General features: G+C 68.2%; 18 protein-coding genes. 11 read left to right on the forward strand and 7 right to left on the reverse strand.

Features of this window, described 5'->3' with window-relative positions; genetic code table 11:
* Positions 1 to 64: 64 nt before the first annotated feature.
* On the forward strand, positions 65 to 838 hold the full coding sequence (locus ACWDLG_RS41270) for a hypothetical protein (protein WP_449930516.1): 774 nt from the start codon (positions 65 to 67) through the stop codon (positions 836 to 838).
* Complete coding sequence (locus tag ACWDLG_RS41275; RefSeq protein WP_449930518.1) at positions 835 to 1,545, forward strand: SDR family oxidoreductase; 711 nt, start codon at positions 835 to 837, stop codon at positions 1,543 to 1,545. The genes ACWDLG_RS41270 and ACWDLG_RS41275 overlap by 4 nt, the downstream gene beginning before the upstream one ends.
* Before the next feature lie 247 nt (positions 1,546 to 1,792).
* Here ACWDLG_RS41275 and ACWDLG_RS41280 read toward each other — a convergent pair whose 3' ends face one another.
* Positions 1,793 to 2,449 (reverse strand): 2'-5' RNA ligase family protein, encoded by a 657-nt coding sequence (locus ACWDLG_RS41280; protein WP_449930520.1) that lies wholly within the window; start codon positions 2,447 to 2,449, stop codon positions 1,793 to 1,795.
* Positions 2,450 to 2,548: 99 nt separating this feature from the next.
* Entirely contained in the window at positions 2,549 to 3,925 is a 1,377-nt protein-coding gene (locus ACWDLG_RS41285) for a helix-turn-helix domain-containing protein (protein ID WP_449930522.1), read from the reverse strand.
* 164 nt (positions 3,926 to 4,089) lie between these two features.
* Here ACWDLG_RS41285 and ACWDLG_RS41290 point away from each other — a divergent pair, with 164 nt between their 5' ends.
* Together ACWDLG_RS41290 and ACWDLG_RS41295 are read left to right on the forward strand one after the other, a co-directional pair.
* Positions 4,090 to 4,617 (forward strand): hypothetical protein, encoded by a 528-nt coding sequence (locus tag ACWDLG_RS41290; RefSeq protein ID WP_449930524.1) that lies wholly within the window; start codon positions 4,090 to 4,092, stop codon positions 4,615 to 4,617.
* 427 nt (positions 4,618 to 5,044) lie between these two features.
* A complete protein-coding gene (locus ACWDLG_RS41295; protein ID WP_449930526.1) occupies positions 5,045 to 5,320 on the forward strand; it encodes a hypothetical protein in 276 nt (91 codons plus the stop codon).
* 52 nt (positions 5,321 to 5,372) lie between these two features.
* Here ACWDLG_RS41295 and ACWDLG_RS41300 read toward each other — a convergent pair whose 3' ends face one another.
* Together ACWDLG_RS41300 and ACWDLG_RS41305 are read right to left on the reverse strand one after the other, a co-directional pair.
* Positions 5,373 to 6,035, reverse strand: coding sequence for a recombinase family protein (locus ACWDLG_RS41300; protein ID WP_449930528.1), 663 nt, complete (start codon positions 6,033 to 6,035; stop codon positions 5,373 to 5,375).
* Positions 6,036 to 6,438: 403 nt separating this feature from the next.
* Positions 6,439 to 6,828, reverse strand: a complete 390-nt coding sequence (locus tag ACWDLG_RS41305) for a hypothetical protein (RefSeq protein ID WP_449930530.1) — start codon at positions 6,826 to 6,828, stop codon at positions 6,439 to 6,441.
* An 88-nt stretch (positions 6,829 to 6,916) separates the two neighbouring features.
* Here ACWDLG_RS41305 and ACWDLG_RS41310 point away from each other — a divergent pair, with 88 nt between their 5' ends.
* Positions 6,917 to 7,585: a TetR/AcrR family transcriptional regulator C-terminal domain-containing protein gene (locus ACWDLG_RS41310; RefSeq protein ID WP_449930532.1), complete on the forward strand. Its 669-nt coding sequence runs from the start codon at positions 6,917 to 6,919 to the stop codon at positions 7,583 to 7,585.
* Positions 7,586 to 7,905: 320 nt separating this feature from the next.
* On the opposite strand, the gene ACWDLG_RS41315 is transcribed toward ACWDLG_RS41310, so the two are convergent.
* From ACWDLG_RS41315 to ACWDLG_RS41325, 3 genes are read right to left on the reverse strand one after another with little or no spacing between them, the layout of a single operon-like run.
* Entirely contained in the window at positions 7,906 to 8,760 is an 855-nt protein-coding gene (locus ACWDLG_RS41315) for an amidohydrolase family protein (protein ID WP_449930534.1), read from the reverse strand.
* Positions 8,750 to 9,052, reverse strand: a complete 303-nt coding sequence (locus ACWDLG_RS41320; RefSeq protein ID WP_449930536.1) for an L-rhamnose mutarotase — start codon at positions 9,050 to 9,052, stop codon at positions 8,750 to 8,752. The genes ACWDLG_RS41315 and ACWDLG_RS41320 overlap by 11 nt, the downstream gene beginning before the upstream one ends.
* A gap of 38 nt (positions 9,053 to 9,090) precedes the next feature.
* Positions 9,091 to 9,780 carry a GntR family transcriptional regulator gene (locus ACWDLG_RS41325; protein ID WP_449930538.1) on the reverse strand — a complete coding sequence of 230 codons (690 nt, stop codon included), beginning with the start codon at positions 9,778 to 9,780 and terminating at the stop codon, positions 9,091 to 9,093.
* A gap of 94 nt (positions 9,781 to 9,874) precedes the next feature.
* Between ACWDLG_RS41325 and ACWDLG_RS41330 the strand changes: the two genes are divergently transcribed.
* Genes ACWDLG_RS41330 through ACWDLG_RS41355 form a run of 6 tightly spaced genes read left to right on the forward strand, consistent with a single transcriptional unit; the run spans position 9,875 to position 18,536 of the window.
* Positions 9,875 to 10,963, forward strand: a complete 1,089-nt coding sequence (locus ACWDLG_RS41330) for a sugar ABC transporter substrate-binding protein (protein ID WP_449930540.1) — start codon at positions 9,875 to 9,877, stop codon at positions 10,961 to 10,963.
* Positions 10,964 to 10,982: 19 nt separating this feature from the next.
* Positions 10,983 to 12,065 (forward strand): mandelate racemase/muconate lactonizing enzyme family protein, encoded by a 1,083-nt coding sequence (locus ACWDLG_RS41335; RefSeq protein WP_449930542.1) that lies wholly within the window; start codon positions 10,983 to 10,985, stop codon positions 12,063 to 12,065.
* On the forward strand, positions 12,062 to 13,123 hold the full coding sequence (locus ACWDLG_RS41340) for an ABC transporter permease (RefSeq protein ID WP_449930544.1): 1,062 nt from the start codon (positions 12,062 to 12,064) through the stop codon (positions 13,121 to 13,123). Before ACWDLG_RS41335 ends, ACWDLG_RS41340 begins: the two co-directional genes overlap by 4 nt.
* Complete coding sequence (locus tag ACWDLG_RS41345) at positions 13,120 to 14,127, forward strand: ABC transporter permease (RefSeq protein WP_449930546.1); 1,008 nt, start codon at positions 13,120 to 13,122, stop codon at positions 14,125 to 14,127. The genes ACWDLG_RS41340 and ACWDLG_RS41345 overlap by 4 nt, the downstream gene beginning before the upstream one ends.
* Positions 14,124 to 15,671, forward strand: coding sequence for a sugar ABC transporter ATP-binding protein (locus ACWDLG_RS41350; RefSeq protein ID WP_449930548.1), 1,548 nt, complete (start codon positions 14,124 to 14,126; stop codon positions 15,669 to 15,671). Before ACWDLG_RS41345 ends, ACWDLG_RS41350 begins: the two co-directional genes overlap by 4 nt.
* Before the next feature lie 27 nt (positions 15,672 to 15,698).
* Positions 15,699 to 18,536 (forward strand): glycosyl hydrolase family 95 catalytic domain-containing protein, encoded by a 2,838-nt coding sequence (locus tag ACWDLG_RS41355; protein ID WP_449930550.1) that lies wholly within the window; start codon positions 15,699 to 15,701, stop codon positions 18,534 to 18,536.
* Positions 18,537 to 18,827: the final 291 nt, after the last annotated feature.

Here is an 18,827-nt window from a genome sequence, read left to right on the forward strand (position 1 = left end):
GCGCCTACTGGAGGCCGCATACGGCGGCCAGCGCGCTCGCAGGCTCATCGACGCCGAGCTCGGCATGGTCAATGAGGTTCTTGACAAGGCCTCCTACAGCGCCAATGTCGCGCGCCGGCTGCACGGCTTGGCCGCCGAACTGGGCCGGGTGGCGGGTTTTGCCTGCTTCGATGCCGGACTGCATGCAGCCGCCCAGCGCTATTGGACCGCTGCCATATACGCCGCGCACGCCGCTGGTGATCGTGTCCAGGGCGCCAACATTTTCAAGTCCATGAGCTTGCAGTGCTACGACTTCGGACTCCTTCCTGAAGCGTTGCACCTGGCCCAACGGGCCCGCGCGGGCGCTGGTCATGCCACGCCGCGGACGAACGCGATGCTCGCGCTCCGGCAAGCACGCGCCTGCGCCGCGCTGCGGCAAGTCGCAGAGTGTGAACGCCTGATTGCCGCCGCCGACACTTACCTCGGGCACGGCACCACCGACGACGATCCCGCTTTCATCGCCTACTTCGACGAGGCCGAATTTCACGCCCAGACAGGCAGCTGTTACCTCGATCTGGGCCTGTACCAGCAGGCCGATGACCACCTGGTCACAGCGCTCAAGCAGTTCCCCACCACCAAAGTCCGCGACCGCGCCACCTACCTCACCAAACGCGCGCACGCGCAGCACCACATGGGTTATGAAGACGAGGCAGCCGCCGTCCTGACCGAGGTGGTCCCCCTCCTCCAGCAGGCCCCCTCCCAGCGCAACATCGAGCGGTTGTTGGCCGCCCGTGACCGCCTGTCTGCAGGCGGTCGCCGCCGGGACCTCGATGAGCAGCTGGCATCCTTGCTCGGATGAGCACGCACCCCACGCGCATCGCCGCCGTCACCGGCGCCAACCGGGGTCTGGGACGCGCGATCGCCGCCGGACTGGCCGAACGCGGCCTGCACGTGGCAATCTGCGCCCGAGACGAACGCGCCGCACAGGAGACCGCCGACGAACTGCGAAGCAAAGGTCTAGCCGCCTCTGCCCACCAGCTCCAGGTCACCGATCCCGCCAGCGTCGTACGCTGCTTCGCCGACATCACCAACCAGCTCGGCCGCCTCGACGTGCTGGTGAACAACGCCGGCATCGCCATCGACCGCGGCCAAGCAGCCGCCAACCCCGACTTCGAGAAAGTCCACGCCACCTTGGAGGCCAACCTGCTGGGCGCCTGGAGGTGCTGCGCCGCCGCCGTCCCGCAGATGCGCCGCAACGGCTATGGCCGCATCGTCAACATCACCAGCCACCTGGGCTCGATCAGCACGATGGCCGACACGAACGTCTCCTACCGCGTCTCCAAGGCGAGCCTCAACGCGCTGACCCGGATTCTGGCCGCCGAGCTGAACGGCACCGGGATTCTGGTCAACGCCGCTTCCCCGGGCCGCATGAACACCCGCATGGCTTACGGCCAGACAGACCGTACACCTGAGCAGGGTGCCGACACCCCCGTGTGGCTGGCCACCCTGCCCGACGACGGACCCACCGGCGGCCTGTTCTACGAACGCCGGCCCCTGGCCTGGTAGTCAAAGCAGTGGTGTGACCTAGGCTGAGCGCGACGCGAAGGTCCTCGCGATGCGCCAGCCCGGCCTCGCCTACCGGGTGGTCGCTGAGCAGGTCGGCACTCCGGACGGTTCGCACACCACGCAGGCGTGGCCGCCGTCGATCGAACCCGTGCCGTCCTGGCACAGGTTCGGTGAGGGCTGGGCGGTGAAGCCGACACGGCGAGCCTCGGATGTACACCGCTGCGTCGGCGGGCCCGGCAGTCTGCCGCTACCGGCTGGGTCCAGCCGAGCCATGCCCTCCCAGGGGAACTGTGGCGAAGGTTTCCCACTCGTACATCCGCCGGTCCCGGCCGAGAACGATCAGCTCCGCGTTGCGCATGCGGGCCACTGCGGGCGGCGCCTCTATGGCCGCGAGCGCCGTCGAGACAGGGCTGACTGATCCATCGGCGTTGCTGTAGGCGATGCTGACGTGGGCGGCGAAGCCTTCGGCGGGTTCGGGTACGTGCGGCCAGACGTCGCCGATCGCAGCGCGTATCGCGTCACGGACAGCTGCTGGGGGATCGTCGGGCACGGCTTCCCAGCGAATGGCCTCGGGAGTCACCCGGGGCCGGCCCAAGGTGATGTCGAAGGAAGCAATACCAGCCAGCCGTGTGGTGGCCGTCTTGATGATCGCGTGAACGTCCTCTTCGGGGACCTCGTCAACGAAGCCGAGGCCCTGCATGGTCAGGTGCAGCCACTGGTCCGGCACCAGATCCAAACCCGGAACGCCAGCCAGCCCTTCACGGTATTGCTGGGCCAGCCGATGCACCTCTGGCTGGTCATCGAAGGTGAAGTGCCAGGCGTAGAAGCGGCGTCCCTGCTTCCAGCCGGGACGCCACCACCAGTGATTGGCCATCTGCTCATCGTTCATGGTTGCCGATTTCATCAGATAGTCTCCTGGCCGCGCGAGAGGGCAAGGAGGCGGGGCGCCGACTTCAGGCTCCATGCCTCGATCTCGGCCTGCAGGTTCGAGGCCGGAGCGCTGTCACGCATCGGTGAGCGGGCCAGGGCGGCCGCCAGGTCGCCGACCCTGCGGATGACCGGGTCTAGCCGCTGGTGCGGCGGCATGGCGAGCACCGTGCCAAGCACGGCTGCAGTGCCCTCGGGTTCGCCGAGTGCCAGGTGCGCCGAGGCTTGGACGATGCGCACCTGCGCCACCGTCCCGTAGGCCTGCGGCCGCCGATCTGCGAACGCCTCGTTGGCTTCCCGCAGGGCGTCCTGAGGGGCGCCGATACGCAGCAGGGACGGCCGCGGCGTAGTTGGACTTGCGGAAGTCAGAGCAGGAGAACAGGCCTCCCATCTCGTCGGATCCCCTCGCTTGCTCGCGCGCCTCGGCGACTTGGACGAGCGCAGCCTGGGCCTCGTGCCAGTCGCCCAGGATCGACCACGCGTCCGCCTCTTGGCAGGCGAGCAGTATCCGCGCGGTGCCGCGCGGGTTGCATGCGGCGCCCATGCGGGCGAAGGCGATGGCGTCGCGCAGACGGCCATCCCAGAACGCGATCTTGCTGCGGGTGGACAGGATCCAGGCGCGCAACTCGTTGTTGCCGGCGAGCTCGGCGCACAGCCATGCGGTCCGGCTTTGGGTGTCGGCATCGCGTGTATGCCCGAGGTCGGAGCTGATCCATGCCAGCAGTCCGCATAGGTAGCCGGCCGTGGCGTAGAGGTCCACGGCTTGGCGCGGGTATTGGTGTCCCTCCAGCAGGGCGAAGACTCGGTCGCGAAGCTGCGCGGTGCGGCTGAACACGTGCAGGGGATCGTCTCTGACGTAACTGGCCGCTAATGCCTGGGTGTCAGCGAACAGCTGCTCGAGGGCGATGTCGCCGACGTTGCTGGCCTCAGCTCGCTGTGCCCAGGCCGCCGACTGTGCCGCGGTGGTATGCACCAGTTCGAGGCCGGTCGGGGGCTGCGGGTCGGGTTGCGGCGGTGAGCTCGGGGCGGCTGGCAGAGTCGTGGCCGAAGGCGAAGGGGCATGGAGCAGGCGTAGGTCAGAGGCAGGTAGGGCGCGCCGGTCATCCAGGTCGAGGAGCGCCGCTGCGGTGCAGCCGTAGATTTCGGCGAGCAGGCCGAGCACCTTCAAACTCGGACGCCGGCTCGACGGGTCGGGCCACTTCTCCCACTTGCCCACCAGCGAGGCATCGGCGGCGACGGCATGCTCTGGCCTGCTGGCCGCGACAGCGTCGATGCGGTCGGCCACCTGCTGCAGGGTCCAGCCGTGGGCATGGCGCCAGGCCTCTCTTGGTCGCATCCCCCAGCGGGTGCGGATCTCCGCCGCGATTTCCGCTGGGCTGCAGCCGACCTCCAACATTTCCTGGCGCAACGCCTCGCGCTGTGCGTGCGAGCCAGGCTTGGGACGTCCTGCCATGGGCTTGCTCCCTGGGGGCGTGATGTCGCTATCACGGTAACCGTGTGCGACGACTCGTGACCGGTCCAGCGGCGTAGCGCGTGCCCAAAAATGTCCGCCTGGAACGGAGTTTTCGCAGGTGAATGACATGAGGGTGTGTCCAGAAAATATGGACACCATTGCCCATGACCATCCATAGCCATGTGGAGGATCGTTGGGGCCGTACCCGACAACGCACTTCCGGCGACAAGGAAGTCACGATGAATTCCGGTCCCCTCTTGCCGGCCAACCCCTGCGACAATGAACAGGGCAGGCAGCCTCACCCTGCGGGAAGCGGTCATGCACTGACCGCTCACGTTCCCGCGGGCCTCTGGTCGTTTCCTGGCGACCAGCTGCCATTGATGAGCGTTCGCTCGGCCTCCGCAGAACCTCCCGGTGCAGGCAGGGCAGCCGAGATTCTCCAGCGGCATCTCGCCGCCCATGGGATCGCCGCCGACGTCCACGATGGAGGCCAGGTATCGCTGCTGTCGCTATGGCGAGACCTGCTGGTCTGGACGAACGGACGGTGGTTTTCCTGGTGGACGGGCAAGCACTCCACAGCACACCCGGCCCGCAAGCTGTACGCCTTCGCCCCTGCAGACGACGCCGAGACCGCAGCACGACGGCTGGGCGAGAGGTACCGGCAGCTGCGGGCCAGTGAGGCGGCGCAGTGATTCGGCCCGCCGACTCCGGTGAGCCCGTCGTGTTCGAGCTCTGGCGGACATCGTCCATCCCCATCAGGCAGGAGCTGCCCACCCCCGCAGTCCGCGCCAGCGATGTCCGCCAGAACCCCTACAGAAAGGCGCAAGCGATCACCGGCGGTCGTCATGATTCCGATCATGTTGTGGGCGCTCAGCAAGGAGACCGGGATCGCCAAGCAGCAGCCCGGCTCCTGCACACCCGCGCCGGCGGAGCAACTGCCGCCGACTGGCCAGCAATCTCCAAGCTCTGACAGGCATCGGCCATGCCAACCCGCGAGCGGCCGTGAGCTACTCTCCGGGGGCGAATGACTGATGCGACCCTGCGGTCTCGGGATCGCTCAACGCCGGCGCTGCCGGGAGGCACACCAATGGTCCGGCGCGCGACGACCGGGTCACCCGGGTGGTGACGTTGCCGGAGGAGATCCGCGACGACCGCGACGACCTGGGCCACTTCTGCGTGTATGACGAGAAGTTCATCCGCCGCCGCATGGACTACGACCCGGTCGACCAGCCCGAGCTGCACGCCTGGAGCGTCGCCGAGCCTCGCTGGAACGAGCGGTTCCGCGTCGGTGGGCCGGACAACTGGCCCTCCTCCAGCCAGTGGGAGGAAGGCTTCGACCTCACCGAGGCCGACGACGCCTATGCCGAGGTCAACCCCTACGCCGACCCCAAGTAGCGGTGGGCCAGAGGTTGGCCGCTTCTCGGCCTGGTCGCCTCCGCCCTCTCGGTCAGGATGAGCGAGAGGGCGCGATCGCCTGGCCGGGCAGCAGATCGGCCAGCGCGGTCCGGACGGCGGCCCGGCTCACCCCATGCGCACGGGCGAGAGCCGCGACGGAGGCGCCGCCGTCCTGGAATGTCGAGCGCACGTCCTCAAGCCGGGCACCGGTCAGCGCGGGCGGCCGGCCGCGGTAGCGTCCTTCGGCCTCCGCCGCGGCGATCCCCTCGGCGGTCAGCTCGTTTTGCAGGTCGCGCTGGAACTGTCCCACAGCGGTGATCACGTTGATGATCAGGGCGGTGGTCGCGTCGTTGGCGGCCAGGTCGTGGAAGTTGGATAGCGGGCCCGACAGGACCCGCAGAATGACGCCGCGGGCCTGGCACCAGTCCCGTACAGCATGGATGTCGATCAGGTCGCGGCAGAGCCGGAACAGCTCCGACACCGTGAGGGTGTCGCCGGGGTGGGAGGCGGCGGCGATTCTGGCGAACGCGGGCCGCTCCAGCGCGGGGATCTTGGAGGTGGTGGCCGGGTCCTCGAATAGCAGCACCCCCTCGGCGGGGCGGAATCCCTCCGCGACGCCCTCGGTCCGGATCAGGAGGCCGGCCTCGGTGAGGATGTGCCGCTGCCGCAGCAGCGACTGGGTCGCGGTGGACACACGCGAGTAAACAATCCGCACCGAAGGCTCCTCAAGGAAGGACAGAGCCCTCTTCTACCTGTCGGGAAATCCTGTCGTCAATTCCGGCTCGGGATCACCCGCCCGGCACGGTATTCCATCCCCCGATGTCCGATTTTCCGGCGGTCGAGAGCTGGGCTTTGCGGCATGTCGGGAAATCACCTAATCCCGACAACCCCTGCCTCGAGGGTGGGTCATGGGGCGAGGCAGCGATGAGGCTGCCATGGAGCCCAAGCGTCCGACCCGCGTTTCAGTCCGCAGAGTTGCTACTCGCCAGCAGGGCCCCTCACCCCCCGGTCAGGAAAGAGTAAGCAAGAGCAGGATGACCAGTGAGCCCGCGGTCGTGAGGAGGAAGCGCGCCAGGACGAGCGGATGGAACCAGCCGGGAAAGGCCACCTTCGCCGCCTCAATCAGCGACTTGGCGTCGATGTCGGTTGTGCCGGGACTTGCGCAAGGCAGCCTCCACGTAGCGGACGACGAAAACCTGGGGGGTGGTGACGAAGCCGCCGGCGATCAGCAGGATGGGCTGAAGGATCCAGGTGAGCATGGGCTGATCGAACAGATTCAGCACGGCAAGCGTCGCCAGACCCGCGGCGATTGCCACGGACACCGTCACGCTGGCGGTGCTGGCGGTGAAGTCGAGGCCGTGCTTGGTCAATACGGCGGGACTGTGGCCCTGTCGGTGGATCTCTGCATCGGCTGCTTTCTGGGCGGCGGCGCCGTACCTGTGACCGGCCAATGGAACTACTAGGTATGTCAGGGCCAGCAGGAACTGCAGGGCGACAACGAGGGACACGGGGATCTCCTCCATAAGGTTTTTGAACTTAGTTCGACACCATAGCGGACGTTTTGATCTAAGTTCAACGCTCGCTAGGCTGGGCGACATGCTGACCAAGGAGCAGATCGTCCGGGCAGCCGTCGAGGTACTCGACGCCGAAGGCGTGAACGGGCTGAACATCCGCCGTCTGGGCACACACCTCGGGTCGGCCGCATCGGCGATGTACTACCACGTCAAGAGCAAGGACAAGCTGGTGGTCCTCGCGGCCGACCATGTGTTCGGCGAGATCCCGCAGGCCGACACCGCCGGAGTCGGGTGGCGGGAAGCCGCCGCATCGCTGGCGCGTGGAGCGTATGCCATGGTCGTGCGGCACTACTGGCTGATCCCGGCGATGAGCACGCACCTCATCTACGGCCCCAACAAGGCCCGCTTCGACGAACAATCCCTGAGCATCTACGAGTCGGCGGGCTTCACCCAAGCCGAGGCCGACCAGGCAGCCGCTACCGTGCTCATGTTCGTGATCGGCGCCGCGCAGGGCCACGCGGCGCAGGCAGCCTGGCAGGCGCACCTACGACGAAACGGTGCCGACGCCGACAAAGAGCTCCAAGGGATCACTGCCGAGATGCTCGCGGTAGCCCAGACCCACCCCCGGCTGCGGGCCCGCATCGATTCCGCCGCCATAACCGCGCCCGGGGACCCGTTCGAGTTCGGACTCCACACACTTCTGGCCGGGCTGGAATCGCGCATCCACTCGCCGACATCGTCGGCTCCGTGACGACAGTCATGGCATCTATGCCGTCACTGTTGTTCGACACCGGAGCGTCGCCAGCCTGAAATGATCACGAACCGCAATCGTGATATCTCACCCCGCTACCTGGCGGCTGGGGACACGTTCGGGAGCGGAGGGCCTACGCGGTGTCCTAAAGGCGAAGCCGTCATGGTGCCTCGCGGCGAGCGCGCCGTCCGCCAAGGCCATAGTGGATGAACATGCCGTCCTGGTTGTTGTTGACATGCGTGCGCACGTCCGGAATCCAGGTCGGGATGGTCCATCTCTATCGAGTGGTGGATCCGCCATGCCGTTCGCCAGGGCGGGTGTCAGCCCGCGGGAAGCCGGTACCAGCGGGTCGCGGTGCCGCCCCAGACCGCCTGCTGTTCGGCGTCGTCGAGAGTGGCGGTCATGCTGTCGACGGAGGCGGTGACCTGGGTGTAGGTGGCGTGCAAGAGGCACACGGGCCAGTCGGAGCCGAACATGACGCGGTCCGGGCCGAACGATGTGATGACGTGGTCGGCGTAGGGGGCGAGGTCGTCGTCGTGCCAATCCGCTGTGGCTTCGGTGACGAGACCGGACAGCTTGCAGGCGACGGCGGGGTTCGCGGCGAGTGCGGTGATGTGTTTCCGCCACGGGTCGAGTTCGCCCGCGGCGATCGGCGGTTTGCCGGCGTGGTCGAGGACCCAGCGCAGCCCGGCCACCCGGTCCGCAGCGGCGACCGCCGCGGGGAGCTGCGCCGCGGTGACGAGCAGGTCGTAGGTCAGGTCCGCGTCGGCGACCGCGGCCAGGCCCCGCAGCACGTCCGCGCGCAGCAGCCACTCCGGGTCCGACTCGCCCTGCACCTGGTGGCGTATGCCGACGAGCCGGCGTCCGCCGGGGCCTTCGCGGAGCGCGGCGATCGCGTCGGCGACATCGGGTGCGGTCAGGTCCACCCACCCCACCACGCCGAGGATCTCGGGGTGGTCGTCGGTCAGGGCCAGGAACTCGGGCGTCTCCTCTGCGACCGTGATGGTCTGCACGAGGACCGTGCCCGCGACGCCATGGGCGGCCAGTTCGGGGGCGAGGTCGTCGAAGTGGAAGCTGCGCCGCAGCGCGGGTAGTTCCGCCGTCCAGGGCTGGTCCCGCACGGCGAGGTCCCATACATGGTGGTGCGCGTCGACGCGCCGGGGCTCAGTCGACATGGAAGACCTCCTCCATAGGAGCCCACTGCTGGTCCGGGGACGTGTCCAGCCGCTGTTGGCACGGGTCGGTGAGCTTCCACCAGTCCTGAGTGCTCTGGTCGGCGGCCATCGCCGCCATGTCCGCAGCGTGGTCGTCGCCGACGTACTCGTAATAGGAGAACAGCAGGCCGTCACGCAGGAAGATCGTGTAGTTGCGCATGTTGCAGCGGTGGATCCGCCGCAGCACCGTCGGCCACACGGCGGCGTGGAGCGCGCGGTATCTCTCTTCTTGCTCCGGCCGCAGTCGAACCACAGACCCGAACCGCTGCATCGTACGGCCTCCTCGCATGACTAGTCCGAGGGCATTGACTTGAGGATGCGGTCGCGAGCTGTCATCAGATGGTCGACCATGGCCGCCTTGGCCAGATCAGGCTTGCCTTCGGCGATGGCCTCGGCGATGCGCATGTGCTCGGCGAACGTCGGCGCGGCCATCACCGGGCCGTAGGAGAGCCGGAACAGGTGCAGGTGGCAGTGCGTTCGGGCGAGCGCCTGCCGCACGTGGTCGCTGCCCGCCAGTTCGGTGATCATGTCGTGGAATCGCGCGTCGTGGCGGGCGATGTCGCGGTAGTTCGCCTCGCCGTCGCCTGTAGCCACGAGTGCGGAGGTCACCTCGGTGGTCAGCATGGCCGTCTGCTCCGGATCGGCCTTGGCGGCGGTCTCGGCCGCCCACGGTTCGATGAGCAGCCGGAACCCGAACATGTCCTCGACCTCGGCTCGGATCATCAGCGGGGTGGTCGAGTAGCCCTTGAGGGACTCCTTGACCACGAGTCCCGCCGATTCCAGGCTGGCCAGCGCTTCGCGGACCGGTGTGGGCGAGGTGCCCAGTTCCCGGGCGAGGGCGTCTATGCTCACGCGGGCTCCGGGCGGGATCACGCCGTCCATGATCAGCGCCTCGATGGCGTCGCGGACCTCGGGGACGAGCGTGCTGCGGGTGATGGGTGCACGGATGCGATCGCCGATCGGCGTCCGCTGGTTGGTCACGGAACCTCCGCTAACCGAGGGTTGACGTCCGGTGTGAACGAAGCCAGGATACCGGATCATAGATCCAATATCCTATAGGATTTTGAGGGCGGAGATGTCTCACACCACCCGGAGCGCCGCGATCGCGGCTTGCGCGCTCCTGCTGCTGAGCGCGTGCACCACCAAAGGAGCCGACTCCTCGGCGAACCAGAACGCCGCGGCGACCGGGCCCGCGACGGCGTCCGGCGGTGTGGTCGAGCTCAAGGACGGCGCCAAGGTGAAACTGGCGCTGGTCCCCGGGGGAGCCCACCCCTACTTCCAGCCGTGGAAGACCGCGGGTGAGCAGGCCAAGACCGAACTCGGCCTGGGCGGGTTCACCTTCAACGAAACCGGAGAGTGGGACCAGGGCAAGCAGAACGCCGCGCTGGAGTCGTTGGCCGCACAGGGGTACAACGCGTTCGGCGTCTTCGGCGTCTCCCCCGCCGACATCAACACCACCTTCGCCGACCTGCAGGGCAAGGGCTTCGCGGTGGGCTCGCTGGCCTCGTGCCCGGCAGGTGATGTGAACGAGGCGGCCTTCTGCCTGTCCACCGACACCGAGCAGGCCGCGTACAAGGCTGCCAAGGCCGCGATCGAGGCGATGGGCGGCAAGGGCGCCTTGGCCCACCTGACCGGAAACAACGTTGACTCCAACACCCAGCGCCGCATCGCGGGCGTCAAGAAGGCCATCGACGAGACCGGGGGTGCGGTGACTCTGGCGCACACCGTCACCGACATCGACAGCGATCTGCAGACAGCGACCAAGGCCGTCACCGACCTGCTGAACGCCCACGGCAAGAGCATCCAGGGCATCGTCAGCACCGCCTACAACCCCGCGGTCGCCGCCGCGGGCGCGGTCAAGGGCGCGGGACTGCCGATCAAGGTCGTCGCCATCGACGACGACGCCAAGATCCTCGCGGGGATCAAGGACGGGTCGGTCGCCGCGACCGTCACGCAGAACCCGGGCGGTCAGGCCTCCGTCGGCTCGTGGGTACTCGCGCTGCTGGCCTCGGGCCAGTGCCAGATGAAGGCGAAAGGCGCAGTGGTCGACTCCGGGTCGTTCGTCGTGACCAAGGCCAACGTCGACAGCTACGACAAGGAGCGGGTCGCCAAGTCCGACGAGGTCAAGCAGCAGTTCGCGACTCAGCTGCTGTCCTGCTCGTAGGGGGATCAGACCAATGGCTGTGATCACTCAAGCGACCGCTGTCCTGGCCGACGTCCCGGTCGAGACGCTGCGGACCGACGCGATCCAGACGTTCCTCAAGCAGGAGACCATCGTCGTGGACATCGTCACCGACGACGGCGCGGTGGGCCGCGGGTACTCCTACACGATCGGGACCGGCGGGACCGCCGTGTTGGCCCTGCTCCGGGACAACCTGCTCGACCGGCTGATCGGCCGGGACTCCCGTGACATCGAGGCGATCTGGCGGGACCTGCTGTTCTCCACGAGGGCGACCGCGGTCGGGGCTCTCACCTCGCTGGCCTTGGCCGCGGTGGACACCGCCTTGTGGGACCTGCGGGCACTGCGCGCGGGGCTGCCACTGTGGCGACTCGCGGGCGGGTTCCGCGACCGCGTGCCGCTCTACGACACTGAAGGCGGCTGGCTGCACCTGAGCCCCGACGAACTGGTCAAGGGCGCACTCGCCAGCAAGGAGGCGGGATGGCCGGGGGTCAAGCTCAAGGTCGGCAAGCCCCGCCCAGGTGAGGACCTGGAGCGGCTCGCCGCCGTGCGCGCGGCGGTGGGCGACGACTTCGACATCATGGTCGACGCCAACCAGGCGCTGACGACGGCCGACGCGATCCGCCGGGCGAAGCTGTTCGAGCAGGTCGGGTTGGGCTGGTTCGAGGAGCCGGTGCCCGCCGACGACATCACCGGGCACGCCACCCTGGCCGCGGCCACCTCGATCCCGATCGCGGTGGGGGAGTCGCTGTACTCGGTCAGCCACTTCCGCGAGTACCTCGCCGCCCGTGCCGCCTCGGTCATCCAGGTCGACGTCGCCCGCATCGGCGGGATCACGCCGTGGCTCAAGGTCGCGCACACCGCGGAGGCGTTCAACGTCGTGGTGTGCCCGCACTTCCTGATGGAACTGCACGTCAGCCTGGTCGCCGCCATCCCCAACGGCGGGTACGTCGAGCACATCCCGCAGCTGCGCACCTTGACCCGCGCGGAGATGCAGATAGCCGACGGGCACGCGATCGCGCCGCGGACCCCGGGCCTGGGCATCGACTGGAACGACGACGCCCTCGACGATCTGAGAGTGGCATGACTTCGACGCTCACCGACCGGCCTGCGGTCGCCCCGCGCGGCGGCGGCAGGCCGCGCAGGCGGGTCGCGGCCCCTCCGCTGGTGCTGTTCGTCCTCATCGTCGGGCTCTACGTGATGTTCGGCTCAGCCCGGCCCGCGATGTTCGACGAGAAGCTCGTGGTCTTCCCGCTGCTGCGCGAGTTGTCGATCTACACGGTCGTCGGCCTGGCGCAGATGTGCGCGCTGTCGATCGGGCACATGAACCTGGCCGTCGGCCGGATGGCCGCGTTCGGCGCAATGGGGTCCGGCCTGTGCTACGAACTGCTGGACCTGCCGCTGTGGGTCGGCCTGGCGGCCGGGATCGCCGCGGGCGGGGCCATCGGCGCCTTCACCGGCTGGCTGATCGCCAAGACCGGGGTCAACTCCTTCGTCGTCACCCTGGCGATGGACTTCTTCCTGCTCGGCATCGTCAGTCTTGTCTACACGGGACTGACCACCGGTGCGGCGTTCACCGCGAAACCCGCCGGCATGGCCGAGCTGCGCGCCTACTCCTTCGCCGATCTCTGCGTCGGTGAGGTGTGCGGCACCGCCGCGATTCCGCAGATGATCGTGTTCGCGCTGGTCCCGATGGCGGTGGTGGGCTATGTGTACTCGCGCACCCGCATCGGCAGGGAACTGCTGATGGTGGGCGCGAACGCCAAGGCGGCGGAGCTGTCGGGGCTGCCGACGAAGCGGCGCGTGATCGCCGCCCACGGCATGTCGGGCGCCCTGGCGGCGCTGGCGGGGTTCCTGCTCGCGGTCTCCACCGGTTCGTTCAAGGCGACCATCGGCGCGGACTTCATGCTGCCGTCGTTCCTCGGACCCGTGCTCGGCGGCACCCTGCTCGCGGGTGGCGCGGTCTCGGTGCTCGGGACCATGCTCGGCACCGCGCTGACCCTGGTCATCCGGCGCGGCCTCACCCTCATGGAGGTCGGGTTGGAAGACCTCAACATCTACATCGGGGTCGTGCTCCTGGCGGCGCTGTCGACAGACCGCATCAGGGCCGTGATCGCCGAACGGAAGGCCGGCCGTCCACGATGAGCACAACGACCAAGCCCCGCACCAGGCTGGACACCGACTTCCTCCGGGCGGGCAACCCCAACATCGTCGTGCTCACCGTTGTCTGCGTCCTGGGCGCGCTCGTCCTGACAGTCAATTCCGGCGGGACGTTCCTGTCCGGGAACTCGATCAAAGGGTTCACCACCTTCCTGGCCGTCCCGATCCTGATCGGCCTGGCGCAGATGGTGACACTGAGCGTGGGCCAGCTCAACCTCGCCGTCGGCGCGTTGGGCGGCTTCTCCGCCGCGCTCATGGCCGTGCTGATGCAGGACCACGCTGTCCCGGCGGTCCCGGCGCTGCTGATCGGCGTGGCGGCGGCGACGCTGGGCGGGGCGGTGAACGGCGTCATCGTGGTGGTCACCCGGATCAACGGGTTCATCGTCACCCTCGCCACCATGACGATCCTCATCGGACTGCAGTACAAGCTGGTTCGCTCGTTCACCGTCGACGGGTACTCGCCCTGGCTGAAGGACTTGGGCGCCACCGCGATCGGCCCGCTGCCCCTGGTATTCCTTCTCGCGGTGGCCGTCGCGGGCGTACTCGCCTTCTTCTACCGCCGGATGGCCGTAGGCAGGCGCATGATCGCCTTCGGCGGCAACCCGTTCGCCGCCCGGCTGTCGGGCATCTCGGAGTCGCGCAACCTGATCCTCGCTCACACCCTGTCGGGCCTGCTCGTCGGCGTCGCCGCGGTCGTCAGCGTCGCCTCGCTGCCGGGCATCAACCGCAGCGTCGGCGGGGACTGGCTGCTGCCGAGCTTCGCCGCCCCCATCATCGGCGGCGTGGCACTGACCGGCGGCGGGATCGCCGTGCTCGGCACCATCCTGGCCGCGGTCCTGGTCCGGCTCGTCGACGCGGCGCACTCGCTGTACTCGTGGGACCCCAGTTCGGTGTCCTTCATCATCGGCGCGGTGGTCCTCGGCACCGTGCTGCTTTCGACGCAACGGCACGGTCTGCGGCCGTGGCGGCTTGTCAGGAGGACACCGTGAGCACCCCGGTCCTGGAAGCCACCGGCCTGATCAAGACGTTCCCCGGCGTCCGCGCCGTCGACGGGGTGAACCTCACCCTGCGGGCCGGTCAGATCCATGCGCTGCTCGGCGAGAACGGCGCAGGCAAGTCCACCCTCATCAAGATCCTCACCGGGGTGCACCGGCACGACGGCGGCACACTGACCGTGGCGGGCGATCCGGTGCGGTTCGGCTCGCCGCTGGAGGCGCTGCACGCGGGCATCGGCGTCGTGCACCAGGAACGCAACGTCGTCCCACAGATCTCCATCGCCGAGAACATCGTCCTGCAGAACCTGCCCCAACGCTGGGGCGTGGTGGACCGGGCCGCCGTCCGCACGCGCGCACGTGCCGCGCTGGAGCGGCTCGACCTCGACCTCGACCCCGACCGGCCCATCGCGGGTCTGTCGGCCGCACAGGTGCAATTGGTGGAGATCGCCAAGGCGCTCGACAGCGAGTCCGCAGTGCTGCTCCTGGACGAACCGACCGCCTCGATCACCCCGAACGAGGCCGAGGTGCTGTTCCGCACGGTGCGCGGCCTGGCCGAGGCCGGAACCTCGGTGGTGTTCGTCTCGCACAAGCTGGACGAGGTCTTCGCCCTCTGCGACACCGTCACCGTCCTGCGCGATGGTCGCGGCGTCGTGGAGTCCCAACCCCTGTCCCAGTTCTCCCACGACGACATCCTCAACCACATGGTCGGCCGGGCGATGGAGGCGCTGAGGTTCCCGCCCCGCACCATCGACCACTCCGCCCGGCCCGCGCTGAGCCTGCACGGGGTATGCACCGACGTCGGACACCGCGACATCGACCTCGACGTCCGGTCCGGGGAGATCGTCGCGCTGTACGGGCTCGTCGGAGCAGGCCGTAGCGAACTGGCCCGTGCCCTGATCAGCCTGCACGAGATCACCGCCGGCGAGGTCCGAGTGCAGGGCGAGCCGGTACGCGTCACATCCGTGCGCGAGGCGATCGGACAGCACCGCATCGGCTACGTGAGCGAGAACCGCAAGGAGGAAGGCGTCTTCCTCGACCAGTCCGTGCAGCGCAACATCGCCGCCACGACCTGGTCGCGCATGACCCGCCTGCTCTCCTACGTCCCGGCCAAGGCCGAACGCGCCGCCGTCGACGAGCAGATCGCCGCCCTGGGTATCAAGGTCTCCTCCCCGGAGCAGCCCGCGGGCCAGCTCTCCGGAGGCAACCAGCAGAAGGTGTCCTTGGCCAAGTGGCTGGCCGCCCGCCCGGACATCCTCATCATCGACGAGCCGACCATCGGCATCGACGTCCGCACCAAGGCCGCCTTCCACGAACTGATCTGGGAACTGGCCCAGTCGGGTCTCGCGGTCCTGCTCATCTCATCCGACCTGCACGAGACCATCACTCTCGCCGACCGCATCGTCGTCTTCCGCGACTACCGCGTGACCGCCGAGATCGACAACGATCACGACTACGACACCACCAGCGCGAAAGTCATCCGCGCCATCCATGCCACATCTGGACCCGCGACCCCCGTCGGGTCCCGGATGGATGACTGACACCCCCCACCCCCCGGAAGGACACCCGTGGACGTCGTACCTTCTTCCCCTGCACCCGGTTCCAACCCGCTGAGCAGGCGCAACCTGCTGCGACTAGGCGGCGTGGGAGGCGCCGCGCTCGCCCTCAGCGATATCCCGGTCTTCACCGCCTCAGCCGAGGAAACGCCCCGTCCGGCGAGCGAGGCGCTGGTCCCCGAAGCCGAGGCGACCACCCTCTGGTACCGCACGCCCGCTGTGGAATCGAAGATCATGCAGGAGGGCGTACCGATCGGAAACGGCCGCATCGGCGCCCTGGTCTCCGGCGATCCGGCCAACGACGCCCTGTACATCACCGACTGTTCGCTGTGGACCGGTGGACTGAACGACAGACTGCAAGGCGACGGGCAGTTCCCGTACGAGACCACCAAGTTCGGCACCATCAGCATGCTTGCCAAGGCATATCTGAAGGTCCCCGCGCACACCACCGCCGCAGTCGCCAACTACCGCAGGCAACTCGACCTGAGCAACGGGTACGCGTCGGCCAGCTACACCCTCGGCGGGGTCAGCTACCAGCGCGAGGTGTACGCCAGCCACCCGGACGACGTCATCGTCGTGCGCCTGACCCAAGGCGGAGGCGGCAGCTACACCGGAAGCGTGGCCCTCAACGGCACCCACGGCGAGACCACCACCACGAACTCGACCTCGAAGACCGGCTCGTTCTCGGGAACCCTTGGCAACGGCCTGAAGTACGGCGCGGCGGTCGCGGTCCAGGGCACCGGCGGCACGGTGCAGGCCAGCGGCGCCGACGTCACCTTCTCCGGCTGCTCGGAAGTCCTGATCGTCATCTCCGGCGGCACCAACTACGTGCCGGACGGTACCAAGGCGTTCAAGGACGCCACCGTCGACCCGACGGCAGTGGCGACGAGCAAGGCCACCGCCGCGCTCGCAGCGGGCGGCAGCACCCTGCGCTCCACGCACGTCGCCGACTACCAGGCCCTCTACGGCCGGATGTCGGTCAGCCTCGGCACGTCGTCCTCGACCCAGCGCGCCATGGACACCGCTGCTCGCCTGGCCGCCCGGGCCGCGGCGGGCAGCGCGCCGGACCCCGAACTGGAGGCGAGCTACCTGCAGTTCGGCCGGTACCTGACGATCACCGGATCGCGTACCAGCCTGCCGACCAATCTCCAGGGCCTGTGGTTCGACCGCAACAACCCGGACTGGATGGGCGACTACCACACCGACATCAACGTCCAGATGAACTACTGGCTGCCCGACCGCGCGGGCCTGCCGGAGTGCTTCGACGCCTTCGCTGATTACTGCGTCGCCCAGGTGCCCTCCTGGACCACGCAGACGCAGCGGTTGTTCAACGACCGGCGCAACGGGTTCCGCAACAGCAGCCGCAAGATCGCTGGCTGGACGACGGCCATCTCCACCAACGTCTACGGCGGCATGGGCTGGTGGTGGCACCCGGCGGGCAACGCGTGGCTGTGCAACTCGCTGTTCGAGCACTACGAGTACACGCTCGACCGCGACTACCTGGCCAAGATCCACCCGCTGCTCAAAGGCGCCTGCCAGTTCTGGGAGGCGCGGCTGATCACGACCACGGTGACGCAGAACGGTGTCACCAGGGAAGTCCTCATCGACGACAGCGACTGGTCACCGGAACACGGGCCGACCAACGCCAAGGGCATCACCTACGCCCAGGAACTGGTCTGGCAGCTCTTCCAGAACTACCGCGACACCTGCGCCAAGCTCGGCGTCGACTCGACCTACGCGGCGGCCATCGCCGGGCTGCAGGCCAAGTTGTACCTGCCCGAGGTCAGCGCCACGACCGGCTGGCTCGAGGAGTGGATGACCGACGACAACCTCGGCGAGAGCACCCACCGGCACCTGTCCGGGCTGGTGGGCTTCTCCCCGGGGGACCGCATCACCCACGACCAGGGGCCGGTGCCGATCGTCATCGGCGTGCGCAACCAGCTCATCGCCCGCGGCATGGAGAGCTTCGGCTGGTCCAACGCCTGGCGCGCGCTGTGCTGGGCCCGGCTCAAGCACGCCGACAACGCCTACAAGCTGCTGCTCACCGTCCTGAAGCCGGTGGTCAACGACAACTCCAACGGGACGTCGATCAACATGCTGGACATGATGTCCATCGGCAGCGGCGCGTTCCTGCAGATCGATGCCAACTTCGGCACGCCGGCGGCCATGCTGGAGATGCTGGCCTACTCCCGGCCCGGCGTCGTCGAGCTGCTGCCCGCGACGCCGGCGGCATGGGGCACCGGCAGCGTCCGGGGTCTCGGCCTGCGCGGCGGATTCACCCTGGACATGGACTGGGCGAACGGCAACGTCACCAGCGCGACCCTGCGCAGCGTCGGGGGCACCTCGACCCGGGTCAGGTTCGGCACCTGGAGCCAGAACGTCACTGTGGCCGCGGGCGGCTCCGCCACGGTCACGCCACCAGCCAAGGCCACCACGTTCATCCTGGTCAACCGGCGCAGCGGCAAGGCCGTCGAGGTGTCCGGTTCCTCTACCACTGCCGGAACGGGCCTGATCCAGACCACCGACCAGGGCAGCCCGAGCCAGCGCTGGCAGCTGACCGATCTCGGCAGCCGGGTGTACACGCTGAAGAACGTCAATTCCGGCCTGCTGGCCGACGTCAGCGGAGGTTCGACGGCTGACGACGTTCCGATCATCCAATGGGGCGACGCAGGTGGCACCAACCAGCAGTGGATGCTCATCGACACCGGTGACGGCTACTTCAAGATCGGCAACGTGCGCAGCGGCAAGGTCATCGGCGTCCGCGGCGACTCGACCGCGGACCTTGCCGTGATCGTGCAGCAGACCGACACGAACAACCTTAGCCAGCAGTGGAGTCTGGTTCCCGTCTGATGTGGCATGGAGGCCGATCGGACCACCGCGCCACGGTCCGACCGGCCTCCATACCGACCGTCTGACCTGAAGAGAGCGGCCCCAGGCGGCAGGGCTTCCTATCGAACCGGTCACCCGCACTGCAATGCCGAGGCCGGCAAGAACGGACAACGGATGAAGCCGGTCACGCCAGCGAGGGGGAGGCGGTGCGAAGCCGCGTCGACTGTGTCGATTTTCGCGGAACAATGAGCCTCCGTTTCATCCTGAGAAGCGCTGAGCCGATCTCACCGAACAGCCGGCAGTGAGTAAGGC

Source organism: Nonomuraea sp. NPDC003727 (assembly GCF_053586935.1).